Genomic DNA, 26,532 nt, shown 5'->3' with positions numbered 1-26,532 from the left:
GTTGCTGTCGCGCCTAAACCGATTTAGCATCGCTGGCATGTCTTTGGAAGCCGGCGGGCTGCGGTTCGGCGCGAACTATGTTCCCTCGGCCGGCTGGTTCTACAGCTGGCTGGACTACGACCGGGACGCGGTCCGGCGCGACTTCGAGGATCTGGCCGGGATCGGCCTGGACCACGTCCGGGTGTTCCCGGTCTGGCCGTGGATTCAGCCGAACCGGGCGATCATCCGGGAGCGCGCGATCGCCGAGCTGCTCGACACCGTCGACGCGGCCGCCGAGCACGGCCTGGCGGTCTCGGTCGACCTGATCCAGGGACACCTGTCCAGCTTCGACTTCCTGCCGTCCTGGATGCTCACCTGGCACAAGAGCAGCCTGTTCGAGGACAGCACGGTCCGCGACGGCCTGACCGCGTACGTCGACACGGTGGCACGTGCTTTGGCGACGAATCCGAACGTCTTCGCCATCACGCTCGGCAACGAGGTGAACAACCTCTGGCCGGACAGCCCGACCACTCCGGCGGCCTCGGCCGCGTGGGCGCAGGACCTGCTGACCACGCTGAAGAAGGCCGCTCCGGACGTACTTGCGCTGCACTCGGTGTTCGACGACGCCTGGTACAAGGCCGAGCACCCGTTCCACCCGCTCGAGGTCGTCGACCTCGGCGACCTGAGCACCGTCCACTCCTGGGTCTTCAACGGGGTGTCCCAGTTGGACGGTCCGCTCGGCCCGGCGACGCTGACCCACGCGGACTACCTGATCGAGCTGGCCAAGGCCACATCGCTCGATCCGGGGCGTGCGGTGTGGTTGCAGGAGATCGGCGTCCCCGGGCCGGACATCCCCGTCGACCTCCAGGCCGAGTTCACTCGTCGTACGGTCGAGACCGTGCTTCCGAACCCGGCCCTGTACGGCGTGACGTGGTGGTCGTCGCATGACATCGACCGGCGGCTGCTGGACTTCCCGGACCGCGAGTACGACCTGGGGCTGTTCACCGTGGATCACCAGCGCAAACCGGCGGCCCAGGCACTGGCTGAGGTGATCGCGGCGGTGAAGGAGGATGGCGTACCGGCGCAGCCGTACGTGGAGACGCTGACCGCACCGGTCAATCTGCGGACCGCACCGGACCGTCGACCGGAAGTTGCCCCCGGCAGCGAGTTCCACCTGCGCTGGGTGGCTGCTCGTGCCGAAGGCCCGGTGCGAATCGTTCTGCCCTGATCAGCTCGTGAGGACCTGCCGGATGCGCTGATTGACGGCAGTTGCCGAGTCGTAGTTGCTCAGCACGACCGCGGTCCACCCGGTCCCCGGATACCACTCGGCGCTCGTACTCACACCGGGTGCGCCACCAGAGTGCCCGTAGACCCATCGGCCGTTCACCAGCAGGTCATCCGTCGCGTACGCGGCGAATGCGGCCGACTCCTGCGTACCGGCCCGCGGCGGCTTCGGCACCTTCGGGCTGAGGAAGATCTCCTTGTACTCCGCGTTCAGCAGCGTGCCGTCGTTCACCGCGTCGGCGAACCGGACCAGGTCATTCGCCGACGCCATCGCGTTGCCCGCCGGATTGCCGATGAAAGCGAAGATGTCGCCATCCAGCGCATCGAACCGCTTCCCGGACTGATCAGCCGGGTACGGATGCGCGTACTGGCTCCCGCCCTTCCACTGCGGCTTGGTGGTGAAGTCAGCAGTGATCATCCCGGCCGGGCGGAAGATGTGGTTGCGGACGTAGTCGTAGTACGACTGCCCAGCCACCTTCGCGACGATGCAGCCGAGCGTGTGGTACCCGGAGTTGCTGTACTGACTGCCTGCACCCGGTACGAACGCCGGCTTCTCGCCGCGGACGAACTGCAAGGTGCCGTCCATCATCTGCTGTGCGGACGTCCACTTGGCTGCCTCCTGGAAGTACCCCGGGTCGCGCATGAAGTCGCCCAGACCGGAGGTGTGCGTCAGCAAGTGGTGCACGGTGACGTGGTCAGCGACCTCAGCGGTGAAGCCGGTCAGGTACTTGCCGATGGGGTCCAGCAAGCCCAGTGCGCCGCGCTGTACCAGCTGACCGACCGCGACCGCGGTGAACAGCTTCGTCACGGAGGCGAGGCAGTAGATGGTGTCGGCCTGGTTGCGTACCTGCTTCTTCCGGTCGGCGTACCCGTACGCGCGTGACAGCACCGGACGGCCGTTGCGGCTCACCAGTACGGTGCCGGAGAACTGGTCCGCCACTGCCAGCTCACGGAGGTACCGATCGAAGTCGCGGAACGCTGCCGGAGTACTGGCGGCCGCCGGCGTGGTGTCCGCAACCGCACTGGACACCATCCAACCACCACCGGCAACCGCTGGGACGGCAGCCAACCCGGTGAGCTGCAGGAATGAGCGCCTGCTCTGAAGTGCCAAGGGAGTTCTCCTCACGTGATCTCTGATCACTGCGATCAAACTCCCGGCCGCGTTTCCTCCGCGTTACCGATGAAGTTGCCCGTTCAGGAATCGGGGCTCAGGGCAACTTGCCGATCAGGACCTCGATGCCGTCCAGGATCCGCTCCAGGCCGAACTCCAGGTCGTCGTCCAGCCCGTCCTCGTACTCCTGGTTCAGGTACAGCGAGGTGAGCGTCGGGTAGCCGCCCTCCATCAGCCGCGGTACCAGGAACTGACCGACCGCTTCCGCCTGCACCGGCGTGCCGTCGTTCGCCGCCAGCTGCCGGGCCAGGTTCGCGTAGTTGCGCGCGAAACCGTTCATCAGCACCAGGCAGCCGAGGTTGTCGTGCTGGCTGAGCCCGGTTCCGGCCAGCGCGGCCAGCATCACCTCGGTCCAGCGCAGCAGGTTGGGCGTCATCGGTGCGCCGCGGAGCGGTATGTCGAGCAACCACGGGCGCTCCGCGTACCGGTCGACCTGCGCCTTGATCCAGGCCGTCGACGCCGCACGCCAGCCGGCCGGCAGCTCCGGCGGCAGGCCGATCGCCTTGTCGTGCACCAGCACGACCAGCTCTTCCTTGGAGCGTACGTAGCGGTACATCGCGTTGGTGGTGACGCCGAGGTGGCCGGCGATCCGCTGCAGCGAGACCGCCTCGAACCCGTACCGGTCGCCGAACTCGATGCCGGTGGCCACGATCTGCTCGATGCTGAACGCCGGTTTCGGCCCCCGCCGCTGCACCGGCAGCACGCCCCAGGACAGCGCCAGGCCCGGCGGCAGCTCCCCACGGTCCTCGGTCATGGCACCCATCCTGACGTACGCCGGGCGCCGGGCCGAGGGGTCAGCGCGAATCCACCGCCAAGAGGGGTGTTAGCACCACCCCGAAACGGGTCCTGAGCACCGCGCGGGAGAAACTGTTCAACCCATACGCTGTTTCTCGTCAGCACCTGAACAACCCCTCCGAAAGGACCCTCCGATGAGCACGATCCTCGACCCCCTGCTGGTCCCCGACCAGGTCCAACTGACCGACGCCGACCGCCGCGCCGCGGTGAACAAGCTGCACAGCGCCGTCCGGCAGGCCGCGCTCACCCCGGCCCAGGCCAGCGACCGGCAGGACCAGGTGTTCGCCGCCCGGACCCGCGGCGAGCTGCGGCAGATCCTGTCCGGTGTCGCCAACGCCGCGCCGCCGCGCGGTCTGACCATGGCACTGCGCGCTGTCACCGGCGTGTGGCTGGTCGCCTGCGTGGTGCAGTTCGTGGTCTGGGCCGCACTGGCTCTGTTCGGTCACTTCGACGGGCCTTGGTGGCTCTGGTCGGACCTCGGCCTCGGCGCGGTCGTCGCCATCCTGTGGTGGACCAACGAGTCGTACCACCGCAAGTCCGACGTTCTGGTGGCCCAGTGAACAGCACAGTGAACAGCCCAGTGAGCAGCACAGTGACCGCCCCGGTGCAGTTGACCGACGTACGCAAGGTCTATGGCACTGGTCCCGGAGCGGTCGACGCGCTGGCCGGTGTGACGTACGGCTTCGACGCCGGCTCCTTCACCGCCGTGATGGGACCGTCCGGCTCCGGCAAGAGCACCCTGCTGCACTGCGCGGCCGGGCTGGACACTCCGACTGCCGGTGACGTCCACCTGGCCGGTCAGTCGCTGCGGGGCCTGGACGAGACCGCCCTGACCGAGCTGCGTCGTGAGCATGTCGCGTTCGTGTTCCAGTCGTTCAACCTGATGCCCGCGCTGACAGTGCGGCAGAACGTAGTACTCCCGATGACCTTGGCCGGGAAGCAGCCGGACAGCGCCTGGGTAAGTGAGGTGATCCAGCGCGTCGGCCTGGGTGAGCGTACGAAGCACCGGCCGAGCGAACTGTCCGGTGGCCAGCAACAGCGCGTGGCGATCGCACGGGCACTGGCCGGCCGCACGGCGATCACCTTCGCGGACGAGCCGACCGGTGCACTCGACACGACCACGGCACTCGAAGTGCTGACGTTGCTGCGCGACCAGTCCCGCCTACTCGGCCAAACCATCGTGATGGTCACCCACGACCCGGTCGCCGCGTCGTACGCCGACCGCGTCGTCTTCCTGGTCGACGGCCGGATCGTCTCCGAATCCACCCGGCCGACCCCGGAAACCGTCGCCGCCGAGCTCGCGCACCTCAGCACCACCCGCCGCGCCCCCGCCCCGAACTGATCCCGGCGACGGCACCGCCCACCCGTCACCCGTACGCCTCGACCAGACCACAGCTCAGGAGATCTGACTCATGTTTCGCCTCGCCGTCACCACGCTGCGGTACCGGACCGCCGCCTTTCTCGCGATCTTCGTCGCGGTCCTGCTCGGCGGGGCGCTGCTCAGCGCCGCCGGCGGCCTGCTCGAAACCGGCCTCCGCCTGAACGCTCCACCGCAACGCCTCGCAGCGGCCCCGATCGTCGTCACTGGCGACCCGGCCTACCACCCGCCGAACGGCAATGGCGCCGCCGCCTTCCCGGAGCGGCACCGCGTCGACGCCGACCTCGCCACGAAGCTCGCCGGCACCTCCGGCGTGGCCCACGCGATCCCCGACCGCACCTTCCCGGCCGTCGTCACCACCCCCTTCCCCACCGGGTACGACGCGCTGGCCGGGCACGGCTGGGCGTCGGCACCGCTCACTCCGTACGAGCTGACCGCCGGGCACGCACCACGCTCCGGGCAGATCGTGCTGGATCAGCGGCTGGCCGGTACCGCGAAGCCGGGTGATCAGGTGACTGTCGCTGTCGGCGGCGAGCCCCGCAAGTTCACGCTGGCCGGGATCGCGGCTGCCAAGCACCAGGTCGACAACCCGGCCATCTTCTTCGCCGACGCGGATGTCGCCGCCGGCGTGAACGGTCCGCTGGGCGTGAACGGTCCCGGCGGCGCGAATGGCACAGCAGGTACCGGCGAAGCCGCCGGCGTGGACGCGATCGGGGTGTTTCCGGCGGACGGAACCTCCGCGAAGGACCTGGCGAAACGGCTCGACCTGCCCGCGGGCGTGAAGGCGTACACCGGCGACGACCGTGGTGGCGCCGAGTTCACCGGGATCGCGACCGGTCTTCCGTTGATCATCATGTCCGGCGTCTTCGGTGGGATGGTGGCCGTGGTGATGGCCCTCGTGGTCTCCGCCACGATCGGCCTGTCGGTACGCCAGCGCCGCCGCGAGCTCGCACTGCTCCGGGCCAGCGGCGCCACCCCGAGCCAGGTCGGCAAGATGGTGGTCGCCGAGACCATGGTGGTCGGCGTGATCGGCCTCGTCCTCGGCCTGCTCTGCGGCCGGTTCGCCGGCCACTGGATCTTCGGGATGCTCACCGGCGGCGGCGTCGTGCCGGCCCAGCTGCGTTTCGACCAGGGCATCCTGCCCTTCGTCGGCGCCGCAATCCTGACCTTCGCCGTGCTCCGGGTGACCGTCGGTTTGGCCGCCGGTCGAGCCGCCCGGATCCGCCCGATCCAGGCACTGGCGGAAGCGGCCGTACCGCCGGTCGCCCTCAGCCGCGTACGCATCATCGTCGGCCTGATCTTCGCCGGCGCGACCGTGGCGATCGCCTCCTCCACCCCGTTCATGGGTCCGACCAACGCCGCGGCGATCGGTGGACCGGCCGGGCTGACCGGTTCGATCGCCGTCGCGATCCTCGCGCCGCTGGTGATCCAGCGGGTGCTGATCCCCCGGGTGACCGGATGGATCGAGAAGCGCGGCACCGCCGGTACGCTCGCGGTGATCAATCTGCGGGTCCGGGCCGTGCAGTTCGGCGCGATCCTGATCCCGATCACGATCGCCACCGCGATTGCCGTCGGCAACATCTACTCGCAGACCACCCAGCAGCAGGCGGCCGTCGAGGCGTTCACCGGAAACCTGTCCGGCGATGTGGTCATCACCTCCACCAGCGGCGGCGTCCCCGCGTCCCTCACCGAAGCGGCCCGCTCGATGCCGGGTGTGACCGCGGTGTCGGAGCTGGTCCAGAGCAAGGGCTGGATCGAGGAACCGTACGACAAGTCGCACACCAGCGACGCGTGGCCGCTGCTCGGCCTGAGCGGACCGATCTACAAGGGCAAGGTGACGAAGGGCTCGCTCGACGACCTGACCGGTGAAACCATCGCGCTCCCGCCGGGCACGGCGAAGAAACTCAAGGTCGACGTCGGCTCGGACCTCGGCGTACGGCTCGGCGACGACGCCCTGGTCAAGGTCAAGGTGGTCGCCCTCGTCGAAGGACCGACCGGGTACGAGTCGCTGCTGCTGCCCGCGAAACTACTGTCTGCACACACGACAACCGGCCTGCCGAGCCAGCTCGTCCTGAAGACCACCAACAAGAAGGCGGCGCTCAAGACCGAGCTGTCCAAGTGGCCCGGTACGACGATGGGCAGCCGTGACGTACTGGGCAATGGGCTGGACACCGGGCTCGGTGTGGACGCGTGGATCAGCTACCTACTCGCCGCGATCGCGGTCGCGTACACGGCAATCGCCTCCGTCAACACCATCGCAGTGGCCGTACTGGACCGGCGCCGTGAGTTCGGACTGCAGCGACTGACCGGATCGACCCGTCGCGAGGTGTCGCGGATGCTCGGGCTGGAGGGGCTGATGATCGCGGCGATCGGATTGGTCACGGGCCTGATCACCGCCGCGTTCACCGTACTGCCGATCGCGCTGGCGACCCGTGGGCTGCCGATCCCGTCCGGTCCGATCTGGATCTTGCTGGTCTGGGTGGCTGTCGTACTGCTGCTGGTGCTGCCCACCACCGCGATCACCGGGCGGATCGCGATGCGCTCCAAGCCGATGGACGCCCTCAGTACGCCCGTCGGCTGACACTCAGCGGGCCGGTTCGATCCACGCGTAGCCGCCGTCTTCCAGGTGCACGACCTGGAGGCCGGCGGCCAACCGGCGTACGTCGTCGGTCTCGATCACGCCGGTGGCCGGGCCGGCGATGTCCAGTACGATCGCGGCCGCGCCTTCCTGCACCGCGGCGGTCGCGACCAGCTGGGTCTGGGCCGGCATCGGGCGGGCGTCCGGACTCCAGCGAGCCAAGCTCTCGGTGCTCGTGAACGCCAGCAATGCGTTCCGCCCGTCCTGGCCCTGGAGCAGTGCGACGGCCATGTCGGACGTCTTGTCGTGCGCCAGCCCGTTCACGTCGTACTCGACCTCACCGAGCATCGCCACCACCGGTACGAGCAGCCGGGCGCGGGTCAGCGCGGCCAGTACCGCCCCGTCGTCGCCCGCGGCCAGGGCCGCCGCCAGCGCGGGGTCCGCGGTGCCGTCGTCGTTGTCGAACCCGGTGAAAGCCAGTCGCCGCTCAGGTGGTTGCACGGACATATTGTCGCCGGGGGCGGTTTCAGGGGTAGGTCAGGGCCTTTCCCCTCTTGGTTCCACGGCTGACTGTGCGAGCCTGGGTATGTGCCCAACTTCAACGATTTGACGCTGCTGCCGTTCTGCGTAGGCCTTACGCTGCTCGGTCTGATCGGCTCGTGGTTCGCCTGGCGGCGACGCGGGGTGGCGGCCGGCACCCGCGGCGTGGCCTGGTCCCTGCTGCCGGTCTCGCTGTACCTGACCGGCCTGCTGGAGCTGGTCTGGGACGTGGTCCGCTCCGCGGTGAGCTGGGTCACGCACCTGATCTTCTCGCCGACCGTCTGGGCCGGGGTCGCGCTGTTCGGCGTCTCGGTGGTGCTGTACGTGGTCTCCGGTGTGGCCCGGAGCCGCCGCGGTGACGCGCCGAAGGCTGCCCAGAAATCACCAGAAAAGGCACAGAACAAGCCCGCCTCGCCCGCGGGTGAGCTGACGGCGACGGGTCCGGCCCCCGCCGCCGCCACCACTGCCAAAGCTGCCAAGCCGCAAAAGGGGAAGGCGAAGCAGCAGGATTCGTCGGAGTTCGACGAGATCGAGGACATCCTGAAACGCCATGGAATCAACTGACAAAGCCGCTGACCACGGCTCGCCCCTGACCATTGACTCGCTCCTGGACAGCGTCCAGGCCGGCCCGCCTCAACTGGGCCGGACCCGACTGATCGGCGTCGACGGACCCGCCGGTTCCGGCAAGACCACCGTCGCCGCACTGCTCCAGGCCCGGGCGGAAGCTCGCGACCTGAACACCTACGTCATCCACATGGACGACCTGTACGACGGCTGGTCCGGTGCCGAGCGTGGCTTCGCGCTGCTCCGCGACCACGTCCTGCAGCGCCTCGCCGACGGCCGCGAAGGGCGGTACCGGCGCTACGACTGGTACGCCGGCGCGTACGCGGAGCTGCACGTCGTACCGAACACGGTGGAACTGCTCATCGTCGAAGGGGTCACCGCGTGCGACCGGGACGCGGCGCACTGGCAGTCGCTGCGCCTGTGGGTCGAGACGACGAACGAGATCCGGCTGGACCGCGGCATCGAACGCGACGGCGAGGCCCTCCGCGACCACTGGCTGGACTGGATGCGCTGGGAACGCGACCACTTCGCCGAGCAGGACACCCGCGCCCGAGCCCACGTCATCGTCGACGGCGCCCCGTCCGTGCCGCACGACCCGGCGCTCGAGCTGATCACAAAGTCAGTTGCCCTGCCCCCACACGACTCGGCCGCCTCCTGACCTGATCAGCCCTGCAGGCCGTCCCAGGACCAGCGTGGGATCTGGGCGTCGTCGAGGATGTCGTCGGCTCGGTGGTGGTACATCGGGGTGACGGTGGCCCAGGCGAAGTAGTCGTGCAGGACCTGGGAAAGGCGTGGGTCGGTCAGGCCGGCGTTGGTCAGGGCCTCGTCGAAGCATTCGATCGCGCGGCGGTTCATCTCGTCGTGTTCGCCGTTGCCGCTGTGGAGGCGCTCGACCGACGCCTCGTCGCCGTACGTTGCCGTGTATGCGGGCGGTCCGCCCAGCGCCTCGCCCCAGTACGCGGCCAATCGTTCCGTGTGGTCGGGCTTCGCGCCGCCGTGGAAGGCGTGGCTGACGAGTGGATCGGCCATCACCAACTCGTGCCAGGCAGCCGCCAACCGGAGCAAGCCCTCGGACCCACCCGCCGCTTCGTAAACGGTCTCCATTTGCATCAGTATGCGCGCAGACGGGTCAGCCGGTCACGGGCCTGCGCGCGCTCCGGTTCGGACCCGGCCAGGGCGAGCGCGCGCTCGTACGCCTCGGTTGCCGCCGGCAAGCGTCCGAGTCGCTCCAGGAGATCGGCGCGGGCCAGCGCGTACGGGTGGTAGTCGCGCAGGCGCGGGTCGTCGGCGAGGGTGTCCAGCAACGCCAGCCCGGCCTCGGCGCCGTCCCGCATCGCGACCGCGGCGGCGCGGTTCAGCGCGACCACCGGCGACGGGTCGAGCTCGAGCAGGACGTCGTACAGCGCGACGATCTGCGGCCAGTCGGTGCCGGCGAAGTCGGCCGCCTCGTCATGCAGGGCGGCGATCGCGGCCTGCACGCCGTACGACCCGGCTGTGCCACCGGTCAGCGCTCGGACAACCAGCTCACTGCCTTCGGAGATCAGCTCGTGATCCCAGCGCCCGCGGTCCTGGTCCTCGAGCAGCACGATGGCGCCATCCGGCCCGCTGCGGGCGTCGCGGCGCGCGTGGATCAGCAGCATGAGCGCGAGCAGCCCGGTCACCTCACGCTCAGCGGGCAGCAGCCGGTGCAGGATCCGGGCCAGCCGGATCGCGTCCTCGGCCAGGTCGAGGCGCTGCAAGTACGGTCCGGCGCTGGCCGCGTACCCCTCGGTGAAGACGGAGTAGATCACCTGCAGTACGCCCGGCAGCCGCTCCGGAAGTTCGGCCGCGTCCGGTACGCGGAACGGGATCCGCGCCTCCCGGATCTTCTTCTTCGCCCGGACGATCCGCTTCGCCATCGTCGCGGTCGGGACCAGGAACGCCCGCGCCACCTCCGGCGTGGTCAGCCCGGCCAGACAGCGGAGCGTCAGCGCACCGCGGTCCTCAGGCGCGAGCGCGGGGTGCGCGCAGGTGAAGAACAGCTGCAGCCGCTCGTCCGGCAGTTCGTCACCGGTCGCCTGGGGTGCGGGGCGCTCGGCTTCGATCTGGAGGATCGCCAGCTTCGTGGCGTACACCTGATCCCGGCGGAGCCGGTCGACGGCGCGGCGCCGGGCGGTGGTCATCAGCCAACCGCCCGGGTTCGCCGGGACGCCGTCGACCGGCCAGCGGAGCAGCGCGGTCTCGATCGCCTCCGAGGTGACCTCCTCGGCCAGGTCGAGGTCACCGAACCGGCGGGCGAGCGCAGCCAGCAACCGGCCGCGCTCCTCCCGGAAAACCGCCTCGACCTGCTCCATCAGCTCCCCTGTCCCACAACTCGGCTGTCAGCACCCGGTGAGGCGCCCGGTGAGGTCGATGTGCGGGTCAGAACTCGGCGATCGGCCGGACATCGACCGAGCCACCGCCGCGCGACCCCGGGCACTTCGCCGCCCAGTCGAGCGCGACATCCAGGTCCGGTACGTCAATCACGTAGAACCCGCCGAGCACCTCCCGGGTCTCCGCGAACGGCCCGTCGGTGACCGTGCGCTTCCCGTCGTTGGCGACCTGCACCCGGGTCGCGGTGACCAGATCGGCCAGCGACTCGGACGCGACCACCACACCCGCGTCGGTGATCTCCTTGTCGAACCGCATCCAGTCCTCCGGCTCGCACCCGACCGGCGCGTCCTGCAGGTCCAGCTCACCGGCGTTGATCAGCAACATGTACTTCATGTCCTACCTCCTGTACGCCTGTTTACAGGATGGATCACGCCCGAAGGACAGGAGGTAGTCAGCTTTCCAGCGCTTTCCCATCCCCTGAGAACGCTTACCGACGGACTACCTCCTGTTCTTAGGATGGGATCCATGAGCGTCGTCCTGCCTTCGGGAGAACAGTGGGTTTTACGGGCCGGGAAGTACCTGGCGACCGTGGTGAGCGTGGGCGGTGGGCTGCGCGGGCTCACGTACGACGGCCGCCCGGTGGTGCTCGGGTACGCCGAGGACGAGCCTGCGCACGCGGGGATGGGGCAGCACCTGTTCCCGTGGCCGAATCGGGTCACCAACGGCAAGTACACCTTCGCGGGTACTGAACAGCAGCTCGCCCTGACCGAGCCGGATCGACGGAACGCGATCCACGGCCTGACCCGCTGGGCGAACTGGCTGCGGATCGACGACGGCTCCGACCCGGCGGCGCTGGTGATCGGCCACCGGCTGCACGGCCGGCCCGGGTACCCGCATCAGCTCGACTTCCGCCTGGACTACCGGCTGGCCGATGGGCTGAGCGTGACCGCGACGGCGACGAACATCGGCGACAGCGACGCGCCGTACGGCTACGGCTCGCACCCGTATCTTTCGGTTGGCCGGCCGATCGACGAATGCGTGCTGGAGTTCGGCGCGGACGAGTGGCTCGAGGTGTCGCCGGAGCAGCTGACGCCGGTCGGGCAGCACCCGGTAGACGGTTCGCCGTACGACTTCCGCGGCGGGCGGCCGGTGGGTTCGCTGCAGATCGACAACGCGTTCACCGGCTTGGGCAGTGGATCCTGGTCGGTTTCGCTGACCGATCCGGACACCGGTACGCGGTCGGTGCTGACGAGTGACACGCCGTGGATGCAGTTGTACACCGGCGAAGCACTGGGGCGTACGGCGCTCGCGGTCGAGCCGATGACGTGTCCGCCGGACGCGTTCGTCAGCGGTCAGGACCTTGTCGTCCTGAAACCGGGCGAATCCCACACAACTAGCTTTGTGGTGTCTGTTTAGGGCCCGCGCCCTGCTCACGGGCCACCGCCGCCAGCTGTTTGGCGGCCCGGGTGGCCCGTGATCCCTCCGAGGCTTGCACCGCGAGGATGCCGATCCGGTTGTCGTTCGCGTCGAACAGCTGCAACCACGCGTCGCCCGACCGGAACCGCAACGCGCGCACCTCCGGCCAGGGCAGCGTGTACGTCTTGAACACGTTCCGCACGCGGAGGCGATCCGGGTACGCGATCACGCGCAGTGTGGTCATCCGGTACAGGATCCAGAGCACCGCGCCGAAGAACGCGAGCAGGGTCAACCGCTGGAACCAGTCGAACAAGGCGCGGTCCTCGGGCGACAACCGGAACCAGATCACCCCGAACACCGCGATCAGCGACAACCCCATGCCGGCCGACATGCCCGCGATGATCCGCGGATGGAAGCTGAACAACCGCTCACTGCTGTCGGCCATGTCGATTCAAATCCTGCCCCTCAACAACCACTCTCTGCTTTTTGCATTTCAGATCCTGCAGCTCAACAACCGCTTTTGGCTTTCAGATTCGGCAGGCGTGGATGTCGGTGGTGAGGATGGCGCGGGCGCCGACCTCCCAGAGCTGGTCCATCAGGCGCTGGGCCTCGGCCCGCTGGACCATCACCCGGACGGCGACCCAGCCCTGCCGGTGCAGCGGTGAGATCGTCGGCGACTCCAGGCCGGGCGCGACCGACGTTGCCGCGTCCACGTCCTCGGCCCGGATGTCGTAATCCATCATCACGTAGTTGCGCGCGATCAGCACACCTTCCAGCCGGCGGATCAGCTGGTGCTGGCCGTTCGGCTGGATCTCGGCGCCGTGCCGCTTGATCAGCACCGCCTCGGACCGCAGGATCGGGTCGCCGAACACCTCCAGCCCGGCCTGCCGCAAGGTGGTACCGGTCTCGACCACATCCGCGATCACGTCCGCCACACCGAGCTGCACCGCCGACTCGACCGCGCCGTCCAGGCGTACGACCGACGCCTCGACGCCGTTCTCGGCCAGGTGATCCTGCAGCACCCCCGCGTACGAGGTGGCGATGCGCTTCCCGCTCAGGTCCTTCACCGAGTCGGCCACCCCGGGCCGCCCGGCGAACCGGAAGGTGGACGAGCCGAAGCCGAGACCCATCACGACGTCCGCGTCGGCGTGCGAGTCGAGCACCAGGTCGCGGCCGGAGATCCCGACGTCGAGCGTGCCCTCGCCCACGTACACGGCGATGTCCCGCGGCCGGAGGTAGTAGAACTCGACCTCGTTGGCAGCGTCGGTGAGGGTCAGGTCCTTGGTCGACCGGCGCTGTTTGTAGCCGGCCTCGGTGAGCATTTCGATGGCGGATTCGCTCAGCGAACCCTTGTTCGGTACGGCGACGCGCAGCATGGCAATGCCTTCCTCGAATGATGTGAACCGGTGGCTGTGGGGTGCTGACTCCTACAGATGTCGGTACACGTCTTCGAGGTCCAGGCCGAGGGCATGCATCATCACCTGGGCGTGGTACAGCAGCTGGGACAGCTCCTCCGCGGCCCGGTCCTTGCCCTCGTGCTCGGCGGCCATCCAGGATTCGGCGGCCTCCTCGACCAGCTTCTTGCCGATCGTGTGCACGCCGGCGTCCAGCTCGGCCACGGTCCCGGAACCCTCCGGCCGCGTCCGCGCCTTCTCACCCAGCTCGGCGAACAACTCCTCGAAACTCTTCATCGCGCGCCCAGCCTACGGGGCCCGCTCCAGGCCGCCACCCCCAGGTCCGCTCCCCGGACGGGCTCGCGGACCATGGTCGGTATGCAAACTCCGCGCAGAGTCCGTGAGCTCGGCATCACCGTCGGTACGCTGCCCACCGGCCCGCTGAACGCGATCACCGACGTCGCCGGGGTGCGGGTCGGGCAGACCACGCTCACCGGGGACGGGGTGAACACCGGGGTGACGGCGATCGTGCCGGACGACTACGCGGGGACGCTCCCGGCCGCGATCGCGGTCGGCAACGGGTACGGGAAGCTGGTCGGGAGTACCCAGGTCGACGAGCTCGGGGTGATCGAGACCCCGATCCTGCTGACCGGGACGCTGAGTACGTTCCGGGTCGCGGACGCGTTCGTCACCTGGCTGCTCGCCCGCGACCCGTCCGCCACCAGCCTTAACCCCATAGTCGGCGAAACCAACGACGGCCACCTGTCGGACATCCGCCGCCGCCCCATCACCCCCACCCACGTCCACGCCGCCCTCGACTCCGCCTCCCCCACCCTCCCTCTAGAAGGCTGCGCCGGAGCCGGCACCGGCACCTGCGCCCTCGGCTTCAAAGCAGGCATCGGCACCTCCTCCCGCGTACTTGACCGGGGAACTGTGGGAGTTCTTGTGCAGGCGAACTTCTCTGGTGTTCTTACTGTTCTCGGAAAACAGCTACCTGCTGAACCGATCGACGCGGACGGGAACTCCTGCATGATCGTCGTCGCGACCGACCTGCCGCTCGACTCGCGCCAGCTCGGCCGACTAGCCCGGCGAGCGATCTTCGCCATGTCCCGGGTCGGCTCCGACTACTCCCCCGGCAGCGGCGACTACGCGATCGCCTTCACCACCAACCGCACCCCCACCTACGCCGACCGCGACCTCCGCACCCCGTTCCAAGCAGTCATGGAGTCAGTAGAAGAGGCCCTGCTCAACTCCCTCACCATGGCCCAAACCACCACCGGCCACCAGAACCACACCGCCCACGCCGTACCCCACGAGCGAATCCAAAACCTGACATAGTCACCCGGATGGACCACCGCTCCCGCGCCTGGGTCAGGCACCGCCTCCGCACCCTGGCCGCCCTGGAGCTGCTCAACATCCCCCTGCAGTACGTCGTGTGGTTCAACGTCCTGAACCTCCCCGCCACCACCCCAAACCTGACCGGCTTCGCCCTCTTCGCCCTCCTGCTACTGGAAGGCGCCCTGTACTGGTGGCTGAAGCTCCGCCGCACCGACGTCGGCTTCTTCAGACTGATCCGCTGGTGCAATCTGGTCCTACTACCCACCGGCCTGCTCTACACAGCCTGGTCAGTAGCCCAACACCCCGGTTCCGGGACCATAGTCGGCCTGGTGTTCGCACTGGCCGGCCTACTCGAGCACATCAACTACTTCCACGTGCAGCTCATGTACGACACGCCCGCCGATCTCCGCTGGCTGTTCACTCGCGGCTTCCGGCGCTCGCACCTGTCACGGGACCTCACTCGTACAACGCGAGCAGCGACCGCCCCAGCTCAGCCAGCGCAGTACGAAGCTCCGCTGGCTCCAGAACCTCCAGCGCCGGACCGAACCGACTGAAGGACGCCGCAGCGTTCCCCACTGACTCAATCGGAAGTGCCACCACCACACTGCCGTCGGGCTCCGGTTCACCCGCCGCAACCGCGTTGACCAGTTCCGGAAACGACACGTCGTACATCCGCGCCGCCAACCCCGCAGACACCCGGACAACCGCCTGCGCCGTGTACCGGATCCGGTCGAACCCCTTCAGGTGCTGCTGCCAGAACGCAGCAAGGTCAAATGACGTATCCCGCTCGAACTCCTCCTCAGTCACGGCCAGTTCGAGGATGTTGGACACGCGGTACGTACGCAATCCGCTAGCAGCCGCAGCGACCACGTACCAGCTGCCGTTCTTCAGCACGAGCCCGTGCGGCTCCAGTACCCGCTCTACTTCACGCGGCTCCTCCCACCGGCGGTACCGCACCTTGATCCGCCGGTCGTGCAGCACGGCATCAGCCACAGCGGACAGGTGCGGTGACACCTCAGCGTCCTGGTACCAAGCAGGTAGATCCAGGTGGAAGCGATTCTTCAACCTCCCGGCGCGGTCCCGCTGGTCCGGAGCCAGTGCGGCCAGCAGCTTCAACTCGGCCGCACTCGTCTCAGCTGTTAGCCCCAGCGCCGCGGCCGCACCCGGCATACCCACCAGAAATAGTGCGGCCGCCTCCTGCTCGGTCAGCCCGGTCAAACGCGTCCGGTACCCGTCCACCAACCGGTAGCCACCAGCACGCCCCTGGTCCGCGTACACCGGGACACCAGCCGTGGCCAGCGCCTCGACGTCGCGGTAGATGGTCCGCAGCGACACCTCCAGCTCGTCGGCGAGCTCCCGCGCGGTCAGCTGCCGCCGCGTCTGCAGCAACAGCAGGATCGACAACAGCCGGCTCGAACGCATGCTCCGAGGTTAGCCCGAAACACTGTCACGGATTGTCAGGTTTCACATCGAAGCTGGTTCCATGACGACTTGGACCAAGGTGACGAGCGATTTCGACTTCCTGACCGGGCACTTCGACGTACGGCACCGCCGGCTGAAGCACCCGCTCACCGGCAGCACGGAGTGGGAGGAGTTCGAGGGCACCACCACCGGGCACACGTACTTCGACGGCCAGATCAGCATCGACGAGACGCGCTTCCCCGCCCAGGGCACGTACGGCCTGTCGCTGCGCGTCTTCGACCCGGCGGCGAAGCAGTGGAGCATCTGGTGGGTCAGCAGCACCACCATGAAGCTCTACCCGCCGGTGCACGGCAGCTGGTCGGCTGACGGCACCTCCTGCGTGCTGGTCGGCGATGACGAGCACGACGGCCGTCCTGTGCTGTGCCGGTTCACCTGGTCGGACATCACCGAGACGACAGCGCACTGGGAGCAGGCGTACTCGGGCGACGACGGTGCGAGCTGGGAGACCAACTGGACGATGGACTTCACCCGCCGCGACACCCCGCCCCCCGCACTGGACGTACCGAAGGTCACTGACGAGTTCGACTTCCTCGTCGGCCGCTGGTCCTTCCAGAACCGCCGGCGCCGCCCAGTACTGGGCGAGCCGCACGAGTGGTACGAGCACGACGCCACCATGCAGGCCACTACCTACTTCGACGGCGCCGTCAGCTTCGACGAGGGCTGGTTCCCCAGCGAAGGCTTCCGCGGTGCCACCTTCAGGTTGTACGACCCGGTGTCCCGCGAGTGGTCCATCTACTGGATCAACAGCAAGAACGGCAAGCTGGAACCACCTGTAGTCGGCAAGTGGAGCCCGGACGGCACCGGCGTGTTCGAAGGGCCTGACACCTGGGACGGTCAGCCGATCGACGTCCGGTTCCACTGGACCGCAGGCACCGACAAAGCCGCTTGGCAACAGGCGTTCTCCACGGACCAGGGCAAGACCTGGACCACCAACTGGTTCATGGAGCACACCAGGATCTAGCGACCGACCAGGATCTAGAGACCGCGGATCGCCGCCAGCGTGGACAGAGCGGCCTGCGTCGCCTCGTAACCCTTGTCCTCGCGGCTGTCCGGCAGTCCGGCGCGGTCCAGTGCCTGGGGGTCGTTGTCACAGGTCAGTACGCCAAAGCCGACCGGTACGCCCGTGGTGACACCCACTTGCATGAGGCCTTCTGTTGTCGCCTGGCAGACGTACTCGAAGTGCGGGGTGTCACCGCGGATCACCACGCCCAGCGCGACCACCGCGTCGTACCCGGACTTGGCCGCGTGGAGTGCTGCCACCGGAAGCTCGAACGAGCCGGGTACGCGGACAACTGTGTGCTCGGTGACGCCGGAGTCGGCCAGAGCACGCAGTGCACCGGTCAGCAGGCCGTCGGTGACCTTCGGGTGCCACTGAGCGGCCACGACTGCGACCCGGGCGTTCTCGACGCGGGGTACCTCGATGGTGGGTGCTCCACTGCCCGACATCAGCCGGCTCCGTTCTCTTCGGTGCGGAGGCCACCGGGAAGGTGGTGGCCCATACGGTCGCGCTTGGTACGCAGGTACCGGAGGTTGTGCTCAGTAGGGTCGATGGAGATGCCCCTGCGCTCTACAACCTCGATGCCATAGCCCTGTACGCCGGTGAGCTTGTCCGGGTTGTTCGTCAGCATCCGCACCGACTTCACCCCAAGGTCAGCCAGGATCTGCGCCCCGGTCCCGTAGTCGCGGGCATCAGCCGGAAGACCTAGGTCCAGGTTGGCGTCGACGGTGTCGCGGCCGGCGTCCTGCAGCTCGTACGCCTGCAGCTTGTGCAGCAGACCGATCCCGCGTCCCTCATGACCGCGCAGGTACACGACCACGCCGCCCTCGGCCGCGACCTGCCGCATCGCCTCGTCGAGCTGCGGCCCGCAGTCACAGCGCAGCGAGCCGAACACATCACCGGTCAGGCACTCGGAGTGCAGGCGTACGAGGGTCGGCCCATCGCCGATCTCACCACGCACCAGTGCCAGCTGCTCCGAACCGTCGACCGTGTTCCGGTACCCGTGCGCGACGAAATCTCCGTACTGGGTAGGCAGCGTGGTGGTCGCGACCCGCTTGATCTGGGACTCGGTCAGCCGCCGGTGCCGGATCAGGTCGTCGATCGAGACCAGCACCAGCCCGTGCTCGTCGGCGAACGTCCGCAGCTGCGTACCGCGCTTCATCGTGCCGTCGTCGTTCACCAGCTCCGAGATCACCGCGGCCGGAGTCAGCCCGGCCATCCGGGCCAGGTCGATCGACGCCTCGGTGTGCCCCGGCCGGACCAGCACACCGCCCTCGCGGCCGCGCAGCGGGAACACGTGCCCCGGCTGCACCAGGTCGTACGGCTCCGAGGCCGAGTCGGCCAGCACCCGGATCGTCCGGGCCCGGTCCGCGGCCGAGATCCCGGTGCTGATCCCGTCCCGCGCGTCCACCGAGATCGTGTACGCGGTCCGCATCCGCTCGCGGTTGTGCGGCGTCATCAACGGGATGCCGAGCCGGTCCAGCTCGGCGCCCTCCATCGGTACGCAGACCACGCCCGAGCTGTACCGGATCAGGAACGCGAGCAGCTCCGGCGTCGCCTTCGACGCGGCGAAGATCAGGTCGCCCTCGTTCTCCCGGTCCTCGTCGTCGACCACGACCACCGGCCGCCCGGCCCGGATCTCGTCGATCGCGTGCTCGATCGTGTCCAGCTTCAGCACTTCACCCATCTCAGCCCACCACCACAGGTTCGGGCGCGGCGGCGCGTTCGGTGTTCTGGATCTTCCACCAGGACGCGAAACCGAGCACACAGAACAGTCCGTACACCACGTACATCGCCGCCGACGGGTAGAACTTCGCCTGCACCAGCAGCGGTACGCCGACCACGTCGACAGCCACCCAGATCAGCCAGAACTCGACGAAACCACGCGCCATCCCGTACGTCGCCAGGATCGACCCGGTCAGGATCCACGCGTCCCACTGCGGTCCCCACGAACCGAGCTCCCGCAGTACGAAGTACGCGACCGCGTACAACACGACCGCGATCCCGGCGAGCTCGATGCGCTCCCGGCCGGTCGCCCACCGCGGCTGCACGGCACTGCCCGCGCCCCGGTGCCGGGTCTGGTACCAGCGGTACCAGCCGTAGATGCTGACCAGCGCGAAGAAGACCTGACGGCCGGCCTGACCCCAGAGGTCCTTGTCCTGCGGGGTGTCGAAGATGCCGCCGACGAAGACGGTGAACAGCAGCGCGTTCCCGACAATGCCTACGGGCCACGCGGCGACCAGCCGGCGCATGCCGAACAGGGCGCTGCCGAGGCCGAACACGTTGCCGACGATCTCCCGGACCAGCACCGGCGATCCGGCGATCGTGACCTGCGAGGTCAGCAACCAGTCGACCGGGTTCACTTGGTGCCTCCGGCAAGCAACCGCTCCACGTACTTGGCGATCACGTCGACCTCGAGGTTGACGGTGTCACCGACCTGGTTCCGGCCGAGCACGGTCAGCTCCAGCGTGGTCGGGATCAGGCTGACCCCGAACGTCCCGGACGCGTCGTCGACATCGGTGACGGTCAGCGAAACCCCGTCGATCGCGATCGAGCCCTTCTCCGCGACGTACTTGAGGATTTCCGGCGCCGTCGCGACCCGCACGTCCTCCCAGTGCTCGCCCGGCGTCCGGCTGGCGATTGTGCCGGTGCCGTCAACGTGTCCCTGGACGATGTGCCCACCGAGCCGCGCGTGTGCCTGGACCGCGCGCTCCAGGTTGACCGGCGAGCCCTTCTCCAGGCCGCCGAGGCTGGTGCGCTGCAGCGACTCGCGCATCACGTCCGCGGTGAACAGACCGTCGCCGTGCTCGACCACTGTCAGGCAGCAGCCGTTGACGGCGATCGAGTCGCCGTGCCCGGCGTCCGCGGTCACTTTCGGCCCGCGAATGGTGAGCCGGGCCGAGTCGCCGTCCAGCAGGTCCAGGGCCTCGACCGTGCCGAGCTCTTCGATGATGCCGGTGAACATCTACTTGCCTCCCAGAGGAACCAGGGTCAACCGGACGTCGTCCCCCAGCCGGGTGACGTCCGCTAGCTTGAACCGCCGTAGGTGGTCGATCGATTCCGCGCCCAGGTCCCCGACCGCGGCAAAGCCCGATCCGAGCACGGCCGGCGCGACGTACGCGACGATCTGGTCGACCAGGCCGGCCCGCAGGAACGCGGCGGCCAGCGTCGGCCCGCCTTCGAGCCAGAGGTGCCGGATCTGCCGATCGTCCAGCTGCCGAAGCACCTCGGCCGGATCGTGGGTCGGCAGCAGCAAGGTCTCGGCGCGGTCGTTGCGGACCCGCGCGGTCGGCGGAATCTCCCGATCGCCGACCACCACCCGAAGCGGCTGCCGCTCCTTCGGTACGTCGTTCTCGTCCCGGACCGTCAGCTCGGGATCGTCGTCCAGCACGGTCTGCGTACCGACCGCGATCGCGTCGCACTCGGCCCGATGCCGGTGCACGTCGGCGCGCGCGATCGGGCCGGTGATCCACTTGCTGCTGTGATCCGGCGCGGCCGACCGGCCGTCGAGGGTGGTCGCGAACTTCCAGGTCACGAAAGGGCGCCCGGCCCGTACGCTGTGCAACCAGACGTAGTTGCCGGCTTCGGCCTCGGAGCGCAGTACGCCCTCGACGACCTCGATGTTCTTGCTGGCCAGCTTCTCGGCTCCGCCGACGGCGGTACGGTTCGGGTCCGGCACCGCGTACACGACGCGCGCCACACCGGCCGCGATCAGCGCATCCGCGCACGGACCCGTACGCCCGGTGTGATTGCACGGCTCGAGCGTCACGTACGCCGTGCCACCGCGGGCGCGCTCGCCGGCCATCCGCAGCGCCTCGACCTCGGCATGCGGGCCACCGGCAACGGCATGGAAGCCCTCGCCGACCGGATGCCCGTCCGCGGCGGTGACGACGCAGCCGACCACCGGGTTCGGATGGGTGCTGCCGACACCTTTCGCGGCCAGCTCGACCGCACGCCGCATCCACGCGACATCGATCGGCGAAGCATCGCCTGTCGGTGAGCCTGTCACTGTGCCCCTCGTCGTCGTCCTGGACGCACTCCGGGGCTGTTCAGCCGGCATATCTCGCGCTCCGCCACCTTTTGCGCGCTCCTCTGTCCGGAGCGCCGCCGCCGCGTTTCGCAGGCGTTCTTACCGCCCACGCTCCGCGCCGTCAGGCACCAGAGCGCACCCGCCGGCCGCGTGCGCCTCCCATCCGGACTTTCACCGTCGGTCCCGGAATTCCACCAGGTCAACCGATCGCCAAGTTGCAGCGATCGGGTCGCGGACTGTCACCGCCGGCTCGGAATTACACCGACCCCGGAGCACGCGAGTGGGTTCACTCGTTGCCTCAAGTATGCCCTCTGCCCCAACGCCCACCACGACCCAGGTCACATCGTGGTCGCCGCTGCCCCCGCACCTTCGGGCTGGTGAAGGTGATCGTGGTCGCCGGGCGCGCGCCGGTGACCCTGTACCTTCGTGCCGGTGGAAGCGTTCGCAGGGCGGTATCGGCTGATCGACCTGATCGGAACCGGCGGCATGGGTTCGGTCTGGCGTGCCTGGGACCTGCGCCGCTCCGCGTACGTGGCGGCCAAGGTCCTCGGCCAGCACAACGCCGGCGCGCTGCTGCGCTTCGTCCGCGAACAGTCCGTCCGGATCGAGCACCCGCACGTCGTCGCCCCACACGGGTGGGCCGCCGACGACGACAAGGTGGTCTTCGCGATGGACCTGGTCCGCGGCGGTTCGGTCGCGACGCTGCTGGGTGATCACGGCCCGTTGCCGCCCTCGTACGTCGCCGTACTGCTCGATCAGCTACTCCAGGGGTTGTCGGCGGTGCATGCGGCAGGCGTCGTACACCGCGACCTGAAACCCGCCAACCTGCTCCTGGACGTCACCGGCACCGGGTACCCCCACCTGCGCCTGTCCGACTTCGGCGTGGCCGGCCTGGTCGACGAGCCCCGCATGACCCGCAACAGCGCCATCCTCGGCACCCCCGGCTACCTGGCCCCCGAACAACTGGCAGGCGCCGACCCCGACCCCCGCCAAGACATCTACGCCCTAGCCACCATAGCCACCGAACTCCTCACCGGCACCCGCCCGCCCGCGTCCGCGCAGCCGGCGCCCCTCCCATCCCCCGACCCCTCCGAACCCCGCCCGGGCGCCCCTCTCCCCGGAGCTCACGATGCCTCGGACAGCACGCCCGCACTCTCCGGCGCATTGGCCGAGTTCATCCGCCGGTGCTCTGCCCTCGACCCGGCGGATCGGCCGGAGTCTGCGCGGGCGGCCGCACGGTTGCTGGCCGAGACCGGCGTCCTCCCACCCGCCGGCCAGACCCCATGGTCAACCCGCCCCGACTCCCCCGAAGTCTTCGACCAACTCCCGCCCCTCCCCCACGGCTGGACCCCCACCGGCCCCGCCCCGGCAGGCCCCGCCCCCACGGGCGTAGTCCCCGTCACCCCCACCGACCCGGTCGCCACAGGCCCGGTCGCCCCGGGCCCGGGCCCGGGCGCGAAGCACCCGGCACCCGAGCGTTCGGCAGCGGAGCGAGCGGCCGGTAGTCCAGCCAGCACCACGGAACCACCTGCGAAGGCCGCGCACGCCACCACGCACCCGACTACGCACCCGAGCACGCACAGCACTCAGCTCCGGCACCGGGGCAAGCGGCTGCTGATCGGGCTCGCCTGGCTGAGCTTCCTGTCGGCCACCGGCCTGATCGGCAGCGCCATCTGGCTCCTCCTCAGCGACTGACCCCAACCTGAGGATGCGCAGTTTTGGCTGACCGGCCATGAGCGCGGGTGTCCCCATCGGTTTCGTCAAGTGGGTGCTGGGTGCCCCAAACCGTTTGGGGTGGTTGTGTACGTGGTGTGGGGAGGGTTGCACTCCTCGAATCGACGGTTACACACCCCAAACCGGTTTGGGGATTGGGTCGTACCGTCAACATGAGGAAGCCCGGGACACAGGGTGTGTCCCGGGCTTCTCAGTTGGTTGAACGGCTGGGTGTCAGCGTGGCGGCTGGGGGCCGTTCTGGTTGGGGTGGTTGGGCGGGTACTGGTTGGGGTGTTGGTTCGGGTTGTGCGGGGCGCCGGGGTGCGGGCCGGGGGCACCCGGGTAGGGAGCGGGGGCGCCGGGGTAGGTGGGGGCCGGCTTCTTGCGGAGGCGGAGGACTGCGAGCGTGCCTAGCAGGAGGAGGAGCACGCCGCCACCGCCCAGGCCGGCTACCAGGGCTACGGGGGTGCCGTCGTCGGTGTTGCTGTCGTTCGTGCCCTGAACCGGGGGCCCTGCCTCGGTCTTGTCACCCGTGCCGGCCGAGGTGGACGGAGACTCGGTTGGGGTCTCGCTGGGCGTCGGGGTGACCGAGTCACCAGAGACCGGGGTGGCGCCGTCGACGTACTGCGGCTTGCCGGCACCGGCCGTACCCGGGACACCGACCGTCAGCGTCATCGGGACCGTGAAGGACCGGTCTTCGGCCTTTCGGGTCATCGAGACGACGATGTAGTACACGCCGGGCGTCGAGGTGCCGGTGTCGGAGTTGTTGGCGCCGTCCCGGTTCAGGTAGCGGATCTCCTTGGTGGTGATCGCCTGGGTGACGCCCTTGCCGGTCAGCACGCCGCGCTTCCCGCCGGGGGCACCCGGGACGTTCTTCGGGAAGACCGCGAAGGCTTCCTCACCGGCCGGCGAGATGACCGCCGTGTCGAGGTACCGCAGGCCGATGAGGTTGCCCATCGCCTTGGACTGCTGCGACACCGTCGCCTGGGCCTGAATCCGCTGGCCCCAGTCGGCCTTGATCTTGTAGATCTGCAGCTCGCCGGGAAGCAGCGTGGTCTTGTACGTACCCGGCACCAGCAGCGGGGCGTCCGGGAAGCTCGATCCGGGCACGATCTCGCGCGGGGTGGTCACGGGCATCGGCGACCAGGTCGGGTCGTCCGCCTTGGCCGGCAGCGTCTTGGTCTCCTCGACCGGCGGCTCCTCGTCGATCCGCAGCTCGAACGGGACCTCCTTGATCTCCCGGAAGTCCTTGCCCGGGTCGACCGTCAGGATCAGCTGCTCGGCCTCGGAGCATTCCTTGTTGATCTTGTCGAACTTCGACCAGCTCGACGCCGTACCGGTGGCGAAGCCCTGATCGCCGTCCTGGACCCGGGGGAAGCTGCGACCGCAGTCCTTGCCGTCAGGGGTCGCAAGCCGGAGCTCGGTCTGGATGACCAGGCTGGTGGCACCGGCCGGCCGGCGGAAGCTGAGCCCGGCACGCAGGGTCGAGCCCGTCATCGTCCGCTTGATCACGAAGTGCTTCGGCTGGTCCAGCAGGTCGAAGTCGTCCGAGTACAGCCCCGGGGCGACGGTCGGCGCGTCTTGCGGCGTCGCGGTGCCCTGCACCGGCGTCCCGGAAATCCGGAACGGGCGGAACGCACGGGTGGAGAGTTTGCCCAGCCCGGCCTCGAGGTCGATCGTGGAATCCGCGTCGTAGTAGTCGCCGCGGCCCTCCCGGGCGATGCACTGCAGGTCGCTCCGGGCCTTGCCCTGCACCCGGAACCCGACGACGTCGATCTTCAGGTCGATGCCCTGCTTGGCGATGTTCTTGGCGACCACGCACGGGTTGGGCGCGCAGGTCGACTCACCGTCGGAGACCAGCACGATGGAACGCTGGCCGCTCGAGCCGAGATCCTTGGCGGCTTCCTGCAGCGAGTACCCGATCGGGGTTTCGCCGAACGGCTTGTACTTGGCGATCGCGGCCTGCAGCTGTGGCCGGTTGCCCGTCCCGATCGGGACGGTCAGCTGGGTGTCGGTGCAGGCGCCGGGATCGGTGCGCTTGAACACGGTCGCGCCATACACCCGCAGGCCGACCTGGGCGCCTTCGGGAAGCTTGTTCACCACCTGGGTCAACGCCGTGCGGGCGGCGACGATCTTGGTCTTGCCGTCGCCGGCCGGCTCCTTCATCGAGCCGGACGAGTCCAGCACGAGGACCATCTTGCCGGCTTCGGCGCCGGGCTCGGGATCGGCCATCGCGGTCGGTGCGGCCAGGCCGGCCAGCAGCGCGGTCAGGGTGACGGCGAGAAGCGCCAGCACCGCTGGGCGGCGATGCCTGTGGTGAGTCGTCATCGTTTCCTCCGAGTGGGATTCGCTGCCGCAAACTCTTTCAGTTTGCGATTGCAAATGTCAAATCCCTTGTTTCGCAGCTTGCAACACGCTTCGGAGCGTGCCGGCAAGATCCACGGAGCGAGGTCTTCGCGACTGGAAATTTGCGTTCGCAAGTGCAAAGATGACCACAGGCGGCACGCTGGCGGCCGGGGAAGGAAGTCGGAGCGATGGATCAGACAGCGCACAACATCCAGCAGCAGATCGAGTTGTACGGTGAGCCGCTCGGGGAGACGGTGCGGCGGATCCTGGCGCCACTCAAGCTGACGCAGGGCGGACTCGCGCAGGTGATCGGGATGTCCGCGCCGATGCTGTCCCAGCTGGTCAGCGCGCAGCGGGTGAAGATCGGCAACCCGGGAGTCGTGTCGCGGCTGCGCGCGGCGTCGGAGCTGGCGGATCTGGCGATCGCGAACGAGATCAACGAGCTCGACATCGAGTGCTCGCTGGACCGGATCAGAGAGACCACCGGCGGCCTGACGACCTCCGGCCCGACTTCCCGCGTGGCACGAGCAGCGGGGACCGGCGGCGCTGGAGCCGGAGCTGCCGGAGCCAGGGCCGCTGGAGGCGCGGGTGCCGGGGGTGCTGGGGCCGGGGGCGCTGGGGCCGGAGGAGCTGGGGCCGGAGGAGCTTTGGGGGCTGGGGGTCCGGCTGGGCTGGATGGGCAGTTGCCCGCGGCGCCCGGGCAGGTGCCGGGTGGTGCCGGGGCGAATGTTGCACCGGGCATGCAAACCGCGTGGCCGGCTGCCGTGGGGATGCGGGTCGACGAAGGGGCGACGGCCCGGGCTGTCGTACGGGCGATCCAGGATCTTCTGCGCGAAGTCGCCTCGGCGGACGAGATCCAGCAGGCGGCGCGGGCAGTGGAAGCGGAGTCACCCGGGCTGGCCGAGTTGCTCCTGGCGTACGGGACCGGGAGAACCGCGGACGCCCTTGCCCACTATGAGCAACATCACGGCTGAACCAGCCGCCGTCACGCTGCGCCGACCCCGCTGCCGCAACGGGTCACCAGCCGGCCACTTCAACCCATGGATGTAGCACAAGAAAAGTAGACATTAACGCCCGTCTCATCCTTTGTCGGTGCGGAATCGTCCGGCCGGGTGTGGTGTTGGCTTGCGGCGGTGGGGCGGATCGTCCTGCGTTCGTTGAGTGTGTGAGGAGAC

At 68.8% G+C, this 26,532-nt stretch carries 28 protein-coding genes and 1 riboswitch; of the genes, 12 read left to right on the top strand and 16 right to left on the bottom strand.

Going from position 1 to position 26,532, the window contains the following annotated elements; translation table 11 throughout:
- Positions 1-37 precede the first annotated feature (37 nt).
- Positions 38-1,207 carry a glycoside hydrolase 5 family protein gene (locus ABD260_RS24305; protein WP_344236663.1) on the top strand — a complete coding sequence of 390 codons (1,170 nt, stop codon included), beginning with the start codon at positions 38-40 and terminating at the stop codon, positions 1,205-1,207.
- Here the strand turns inward: ABD260_RS24305 and ABD260_RS24300 are convergent, their stop codons facing one another.
- Together ABD260_RS24300 and ABD260_RS24295 are read right to left on the bottom strand one after the other, a co-directional pair.
- Entirely contained in the window at positions 1,208-2,296 is a 1,089-nt protein-coding gene (locus ABD260_RS24300; protein ID WP_344236661.1) for a serine hydrolase domain-containing protein, read from the bottom strand. It abuts the gene before it with no gap.
- A gap of 175 nt (positions 2,297-2,471) precedes the next feature.
- Positions 2,472-3,188, bottom strand: coding sequence for a TetR/AcrR family transcriptional regulator (locus tag ABD260_RS24295; protein WP_344236659.1), 717 nt, complete (start codon positions 3,186-3,188; stop codon positions 2,472-2,474).
- Positions 3,189-3,363: 175 nt separating this feature from the next.
- Between ABD260_RS24295 and ABD260_RS24290 the strand changes: the two genes are divergently transcribed.
- The 3 genes from ABD260_RS24290 (at position 3,364) to ABD260_RS24280 (ending at position 7,188) form a co-directional block, all read left to right on the top strand.
- Positions 3,364-3,789: a DUF1707 SHOCT-like domain-containing protein gene (locus ABD260_RS24290; RefSeq protein WP_344236657.1), complete on the top strand. Its 426-nt coding sequence runs from the start codon at positions 3,364-3,366 to the stop codon at positions 3,787-3,789.
- Between the two features lie 20 nt (positions 3,790-3,809).
- Positions 3,810-4,571 (top strand): ABC transporter ATP-binding protein, encoded by a 762-nt coding sequence (locus ABD260_RS24285; protein WP_425553378.1) that lies wholly within the window; start codon positions 3,810-3,812, stop codon positions 4,569-4,571.
- A 70-nt stretch (positions 4,572-4,641) separates the two neighbouring features.
- Complete coding sequence (locus tag ABD260_RS24280; RefSeq protein ID WP_344236655.1) at positions 4,642-7,188, top strand: ABC transporter permease; 2,547 nt, start codon at positions 4,642-4,644, stop codon at positions 7,186-7,188.
- A gap of 3 nt (positions 7,189-7,191) precedes the next feature.
- Here the strand turns inward: ABD260_RS24280 and ABD260_RS24275 are convergent, their stop codons facing one another.
- Positions 7,192-7,692: an SseB family protein gene (locus ABD260_RS24275; RefSeq protein WP_425553377.1), complete on the bottom strand. Its 501-nt coding sequence runs from the start codon at positions 7,690-7,692 to the stop codon at positions 7,192-7,194.
- Between the two features lie 81 nt (positions 7,693-7,773).
- Here ABD260_RS24275 and ABD260_RS24270 point away from each other — a divergent pair, with 81 nt between their 5' ends.
- Both ABD260_RS24270 and ABD260_RS24265 read left to right on the top strand, forming a co-directional pair.
- The gene (locus ABD260_RS24270; protein WP_344236651.1) at positions 7,774-8,289 is read left to right on the top strand and encodes a hypothetical protein; all 516 of its coding nucleotides are present in this window, start codon (positions 7,774-7,776) and stop codon (positions 8,287-8,289) included.
- Positions 8,276-8,947, top strand: a complete 672-nt coding sequence (locus tag ABD260_RS24265; protein WP_344236649.1) for a uridine kinase family protein — start codon at positions 8,276-8,278, stop codon at positions 8,945-8,947. Before ABD260_RS24270 ends, ABD260_RS24265 begins: the two co-directional genes overlap by 14 nt.
- A gap of 5 nt (positions 8,948-8,952) precedes the next feature.
- Here ABD260_RS24265 and ABD260_RS24260 read toward each other — a convergent pair whose 3' ends face one another.
- The 3 genes from ABD260_RS24260 to ABD260_RS24250 form a co-directional block, all read right to left on the bottom strand.
- The gene (locus ABD260_RS24260; protein ID WP_344236647.1) at positions 8,953-9,393 is read right to left on the bottom strand and encodes a globin domain-containing protein; all 441 of its coding nucleotides are present in this window, start codon (positions 9,391-9,393) and stop codon (positions 8,953-8,955) included.
- 5 nt (positions 9,394-9,398) lie between these two features.
- On the bottom strand, positions 9,399-10,622 hold the full coding sequence (locus ABD260_RS24255) for an RNA polymerase sigma factor (RefSeq protein ID WP_344236645.1): 1,224 nt from the start codon (positions 10,620-10,622) through the stop codon (positions 9,399-9,401).
- Between the two features lie 67 nt (positions 10,623-10,689).
- A complete protein-coding gene (locus ABD260_RS24250; RefSeq protein WP_344236643.1) occupies positions 10,690-11,034 on the bottom strand; it encodes a YciI family protein in 345 nt (114 codons plus the stop codon).
- Positions 11,035-11,166: 132 nt separating this feature from the next.
- Between ABD260_RS24250 and ABD260_RS24245 the strand changes: the two genes are divergently transcribed.
- Positions 11,167-12,057, top strand: a complete 891-nt coding sequence (locus ABD260_RS24245; protein WP_344236641.1) for an aldose 1-epimerase family protein — start codon at positions 11,167-11,169, stop codon at positions 12,055-12,057.
- On the opposite strand, the gene ABD260_RS24240 is transcribed toward ABD260_RS24245, so the two are convergent.
- The 3 genes from ABD260_RS24240 to ABD260_RS24230 all read right to left on the bottom strand — a co-directional run bounded on the left by ABD260_RS24240 (position 12,035) and on the right by ABD260_RS24230 (position 13,748).
- Positions 12,035-12,502 (bottom strand): PH domain-containing protein, encoded by a 468-nt coding sequence (locus ABD260_RS24240; protein ID WP_344236639.1) that lies wholly within the window; start codon positions 12,500-12,502, stop codon positions 12,035-12,037. The genes ABD260_RS24245 and ABD260_RS24240 overlap by 23 nt on opposite strands.
- An 82-nt stretch (positions 12,503-12,584) precedes the next feature.
- Positions 12,585-13,433 carry an ATP phosphoribosyltransferase gene (gene hisG, locus ABD260_RS24235; RefSeq protein WP_344236637.1) on the bottom strand — a complete coding sequence of 283 codons (849 nt, stop codon included), beginning with the start codon at positions 13,431-13,433 and terminating at the stop codon, positions 12,585-12,587.
- 51 nt (positions 13,434-13,484) lie between these two features.
- Complete coding sequence (locus tag ABD260_RS24230) at positions 13,485-13,748, bottom strand: phosphoribosyl-ATP diphosphatase (protein ID WP_344236635.1); 264 nt, start codon at positions 13,746-13,748, stop codon at positions 13,485-13,487.
- 81 nt (positions 13,749-13,829) lie between these two features.
- On the opposite strand from ABD260_RS24230, the gene ABD260_RS24225 reads away from it, so the two are divergent.
- A complete protein-coding gene (locus ABD260_RS24225; RefSeq protein WP_344236633.1) occupies positions 13,830-14,789 on the top strand; it encodes a P1 family peptidase in 960 nt (319 codons plus the stop codon).
- A gap of 8 nt (positions 14,790-14,797) precedes the next feature.
- Positions 14,798-15,343 (top strand): hypothetical protein, encoded by a 546-nt coding sequence (locus tag ABD260_RS24220; protein WP_344236631.1) that lies wholly within the window; start codon positions 14,798-14,800, stop codon positions 15,341-15,343.
- Here the strand turns inward: ABD260_RS24220 and ABD260_RS24215 are convergent.
- Entirely contained in the window at positions 15,246-16,211 is a 966-nt protein-coding gene (locus ABD260_RS24215) for a helix-turn-helix transcriptional regulator (RefSeq protein ID WP_344236629.1), read from the bottom strand. The two genes, ABD260_RS24220 and ABD260_RS24215, sit on opposite strands and share 98 nt — an antisense overlap.
- 61 nt (positions 16,212-16,272) lie before the next feature.
- Between ABD260_RS24215 and ABD260_RS24210 the strand changes: the two genes are divergently transcribed.
- Complete coding sequence (locus ABD260_RS24210; RefSeq protein ID WP_344236627.1) at positions 16,273-17,232, top strand: hypothetical protein; 960 nt, start codon at positions 16,273-16,275, stop codon at positions 17,230-17,232.
- 14 nt (positions 17,233-17,246) lie between these two features.
- Here ABD260_RS24210 and ribH read toward each other — a convergent pair whose 3' ends face one another.
- The 5 genes from ribH to ribD are packed head-to-tail and all read right to left on the bottom strand — an operon-like array spanning position 17,247 to position 21,229.
- Positions 17,247-17,717: a 6,7-dimethyl-8-ribityllumazine synthase gene (gene ribH, locus ABD260_RS24205; protein WP_184842435.1), complete on the bottom strand. Its 471-nt coding sequence runs from the start codon at positions 17,715-17,717 to the stop codon at positions 17,247-17,249.
- Positions 17,717-18,955: a bifunctional 3,4-dihydroxy-2-butanone-4-phosphate synthase/GTP cyclohydrolase II gene (locus ABD260_RS24200; protein ID WP_344236625.1), complete on the bottom strand. Its 1,239-nt coding sequence runs from the start codon at positions 18,953-18,955 to the stop codon at positions 17,717-17,719. Before ABD260_RS24200 ends, ribH begins: the two co-directional genes overlap by 1 nt.
- Position 18,956: 1 nt before the next feature.
- Positions 18,957-19,631 (bottom strand): nicotinamide riboside transporter PnuC, encoded by a 675-nt coding sequence (gene pnuC / locus ABD260_RS24195; RefSeq protein ID WP_344236623.1) that lies wholly within the window; start codon positions 19,629-19,631, stop codon positions 18,957-18,959.
- On the bottom strand, positions 19,628-20,233 hold the full coding sequence (locus ABD260_RS24190; RefSeq protein ID WP_344236621.1) for a riboflavin synthase: 606 nt from the start codon (positions 20,231-20,233) through the stop codon (positions 19,628-19,630). The genes pnuC and ABD260_RS24190 overlap by 4 nt, the downstream gene beginning before the upstream one ends.
- Positions 20,234-21,229: a bifunctional diaminohydroxyphosphoribosylaminopyrimidine deaminase/5-amino-6-(5-phosphoribosylamino)uracil reductase RibD gene (gene ribD / locus ABD260_RS24185; RefSeq protein ID WP_425553382.1), complete on the bottom strand. Its 996-nt coding sequence runs from the start codon at positions 21,227-21,229 to the stop codon at positions 20,234-20,236.
- Positions 21,230-21,445: 216 nt separating this feature from the next.
- Positions 21,446-21,577, bottom strand: a riboswitch (FMN riboswitch).
- Positions 21,578-21,730: 153 nt separating this feature from the next.
- Between ribD and ABD260_RS24180 the strand changes: the two genes are divergently transcribed.
- A complete protein-coding gene (locus ABD260_RS24180; RefSeq protein WP_344236617.1) occupies positions 21,731-22,993 on the top strand; it encodes a serine/threonine-protein kinase in 1,263 nt (420 codons plus the stop codon).
- A 252-nt stretch (positions 22,994-23,245) separates the two neighbouring features.
- Here the strand turns inward: ABD260_RS24180 and ABD260_RS24175 are convergent, their stop codons facing one another.
- Complete coding sequence (locus ABD260_RS24175; RefSeq protein WP_344236615.1) at positions 23,246-25,339, bottom strand: vWA domain-containing protein; 2,094 nt, start codon at positions 25,337-25,339, stop codon at positions 23,246-23,248.
- Between the two features lie 206 nt (positions 25,340-25,545).
- On the opposite strand from ABD260_RS24175, the gene ABD260_RS24170 reads away from it, so the two are divergent.
- Complete coding sequence (locus ABD260_RS24170; RefSeq protein ID WP_344236613.1) at positions 25,546-26,331, top strand: DNA-binding protein; 786 nt, start codon at positions 25,546-25,548, stop codon at positions 26,329-26,331.
- The last annotated feature ends 201 nt before the right edge of the window (positions 26,332-26,532 follow it).

The sequence above is a fragment of the Kribbella hippodromi genome, from assembly GCF_039531045.1.
Lineage (GTDB): Bacteria > Actinomycetota > Actinomycetes > Propionibacteriales > Kribbellaceae > Kribbella > Kribbella hippodromi.
This window is presented reverse-complemented; position numbering and strand designations above follow the sequence as displayed.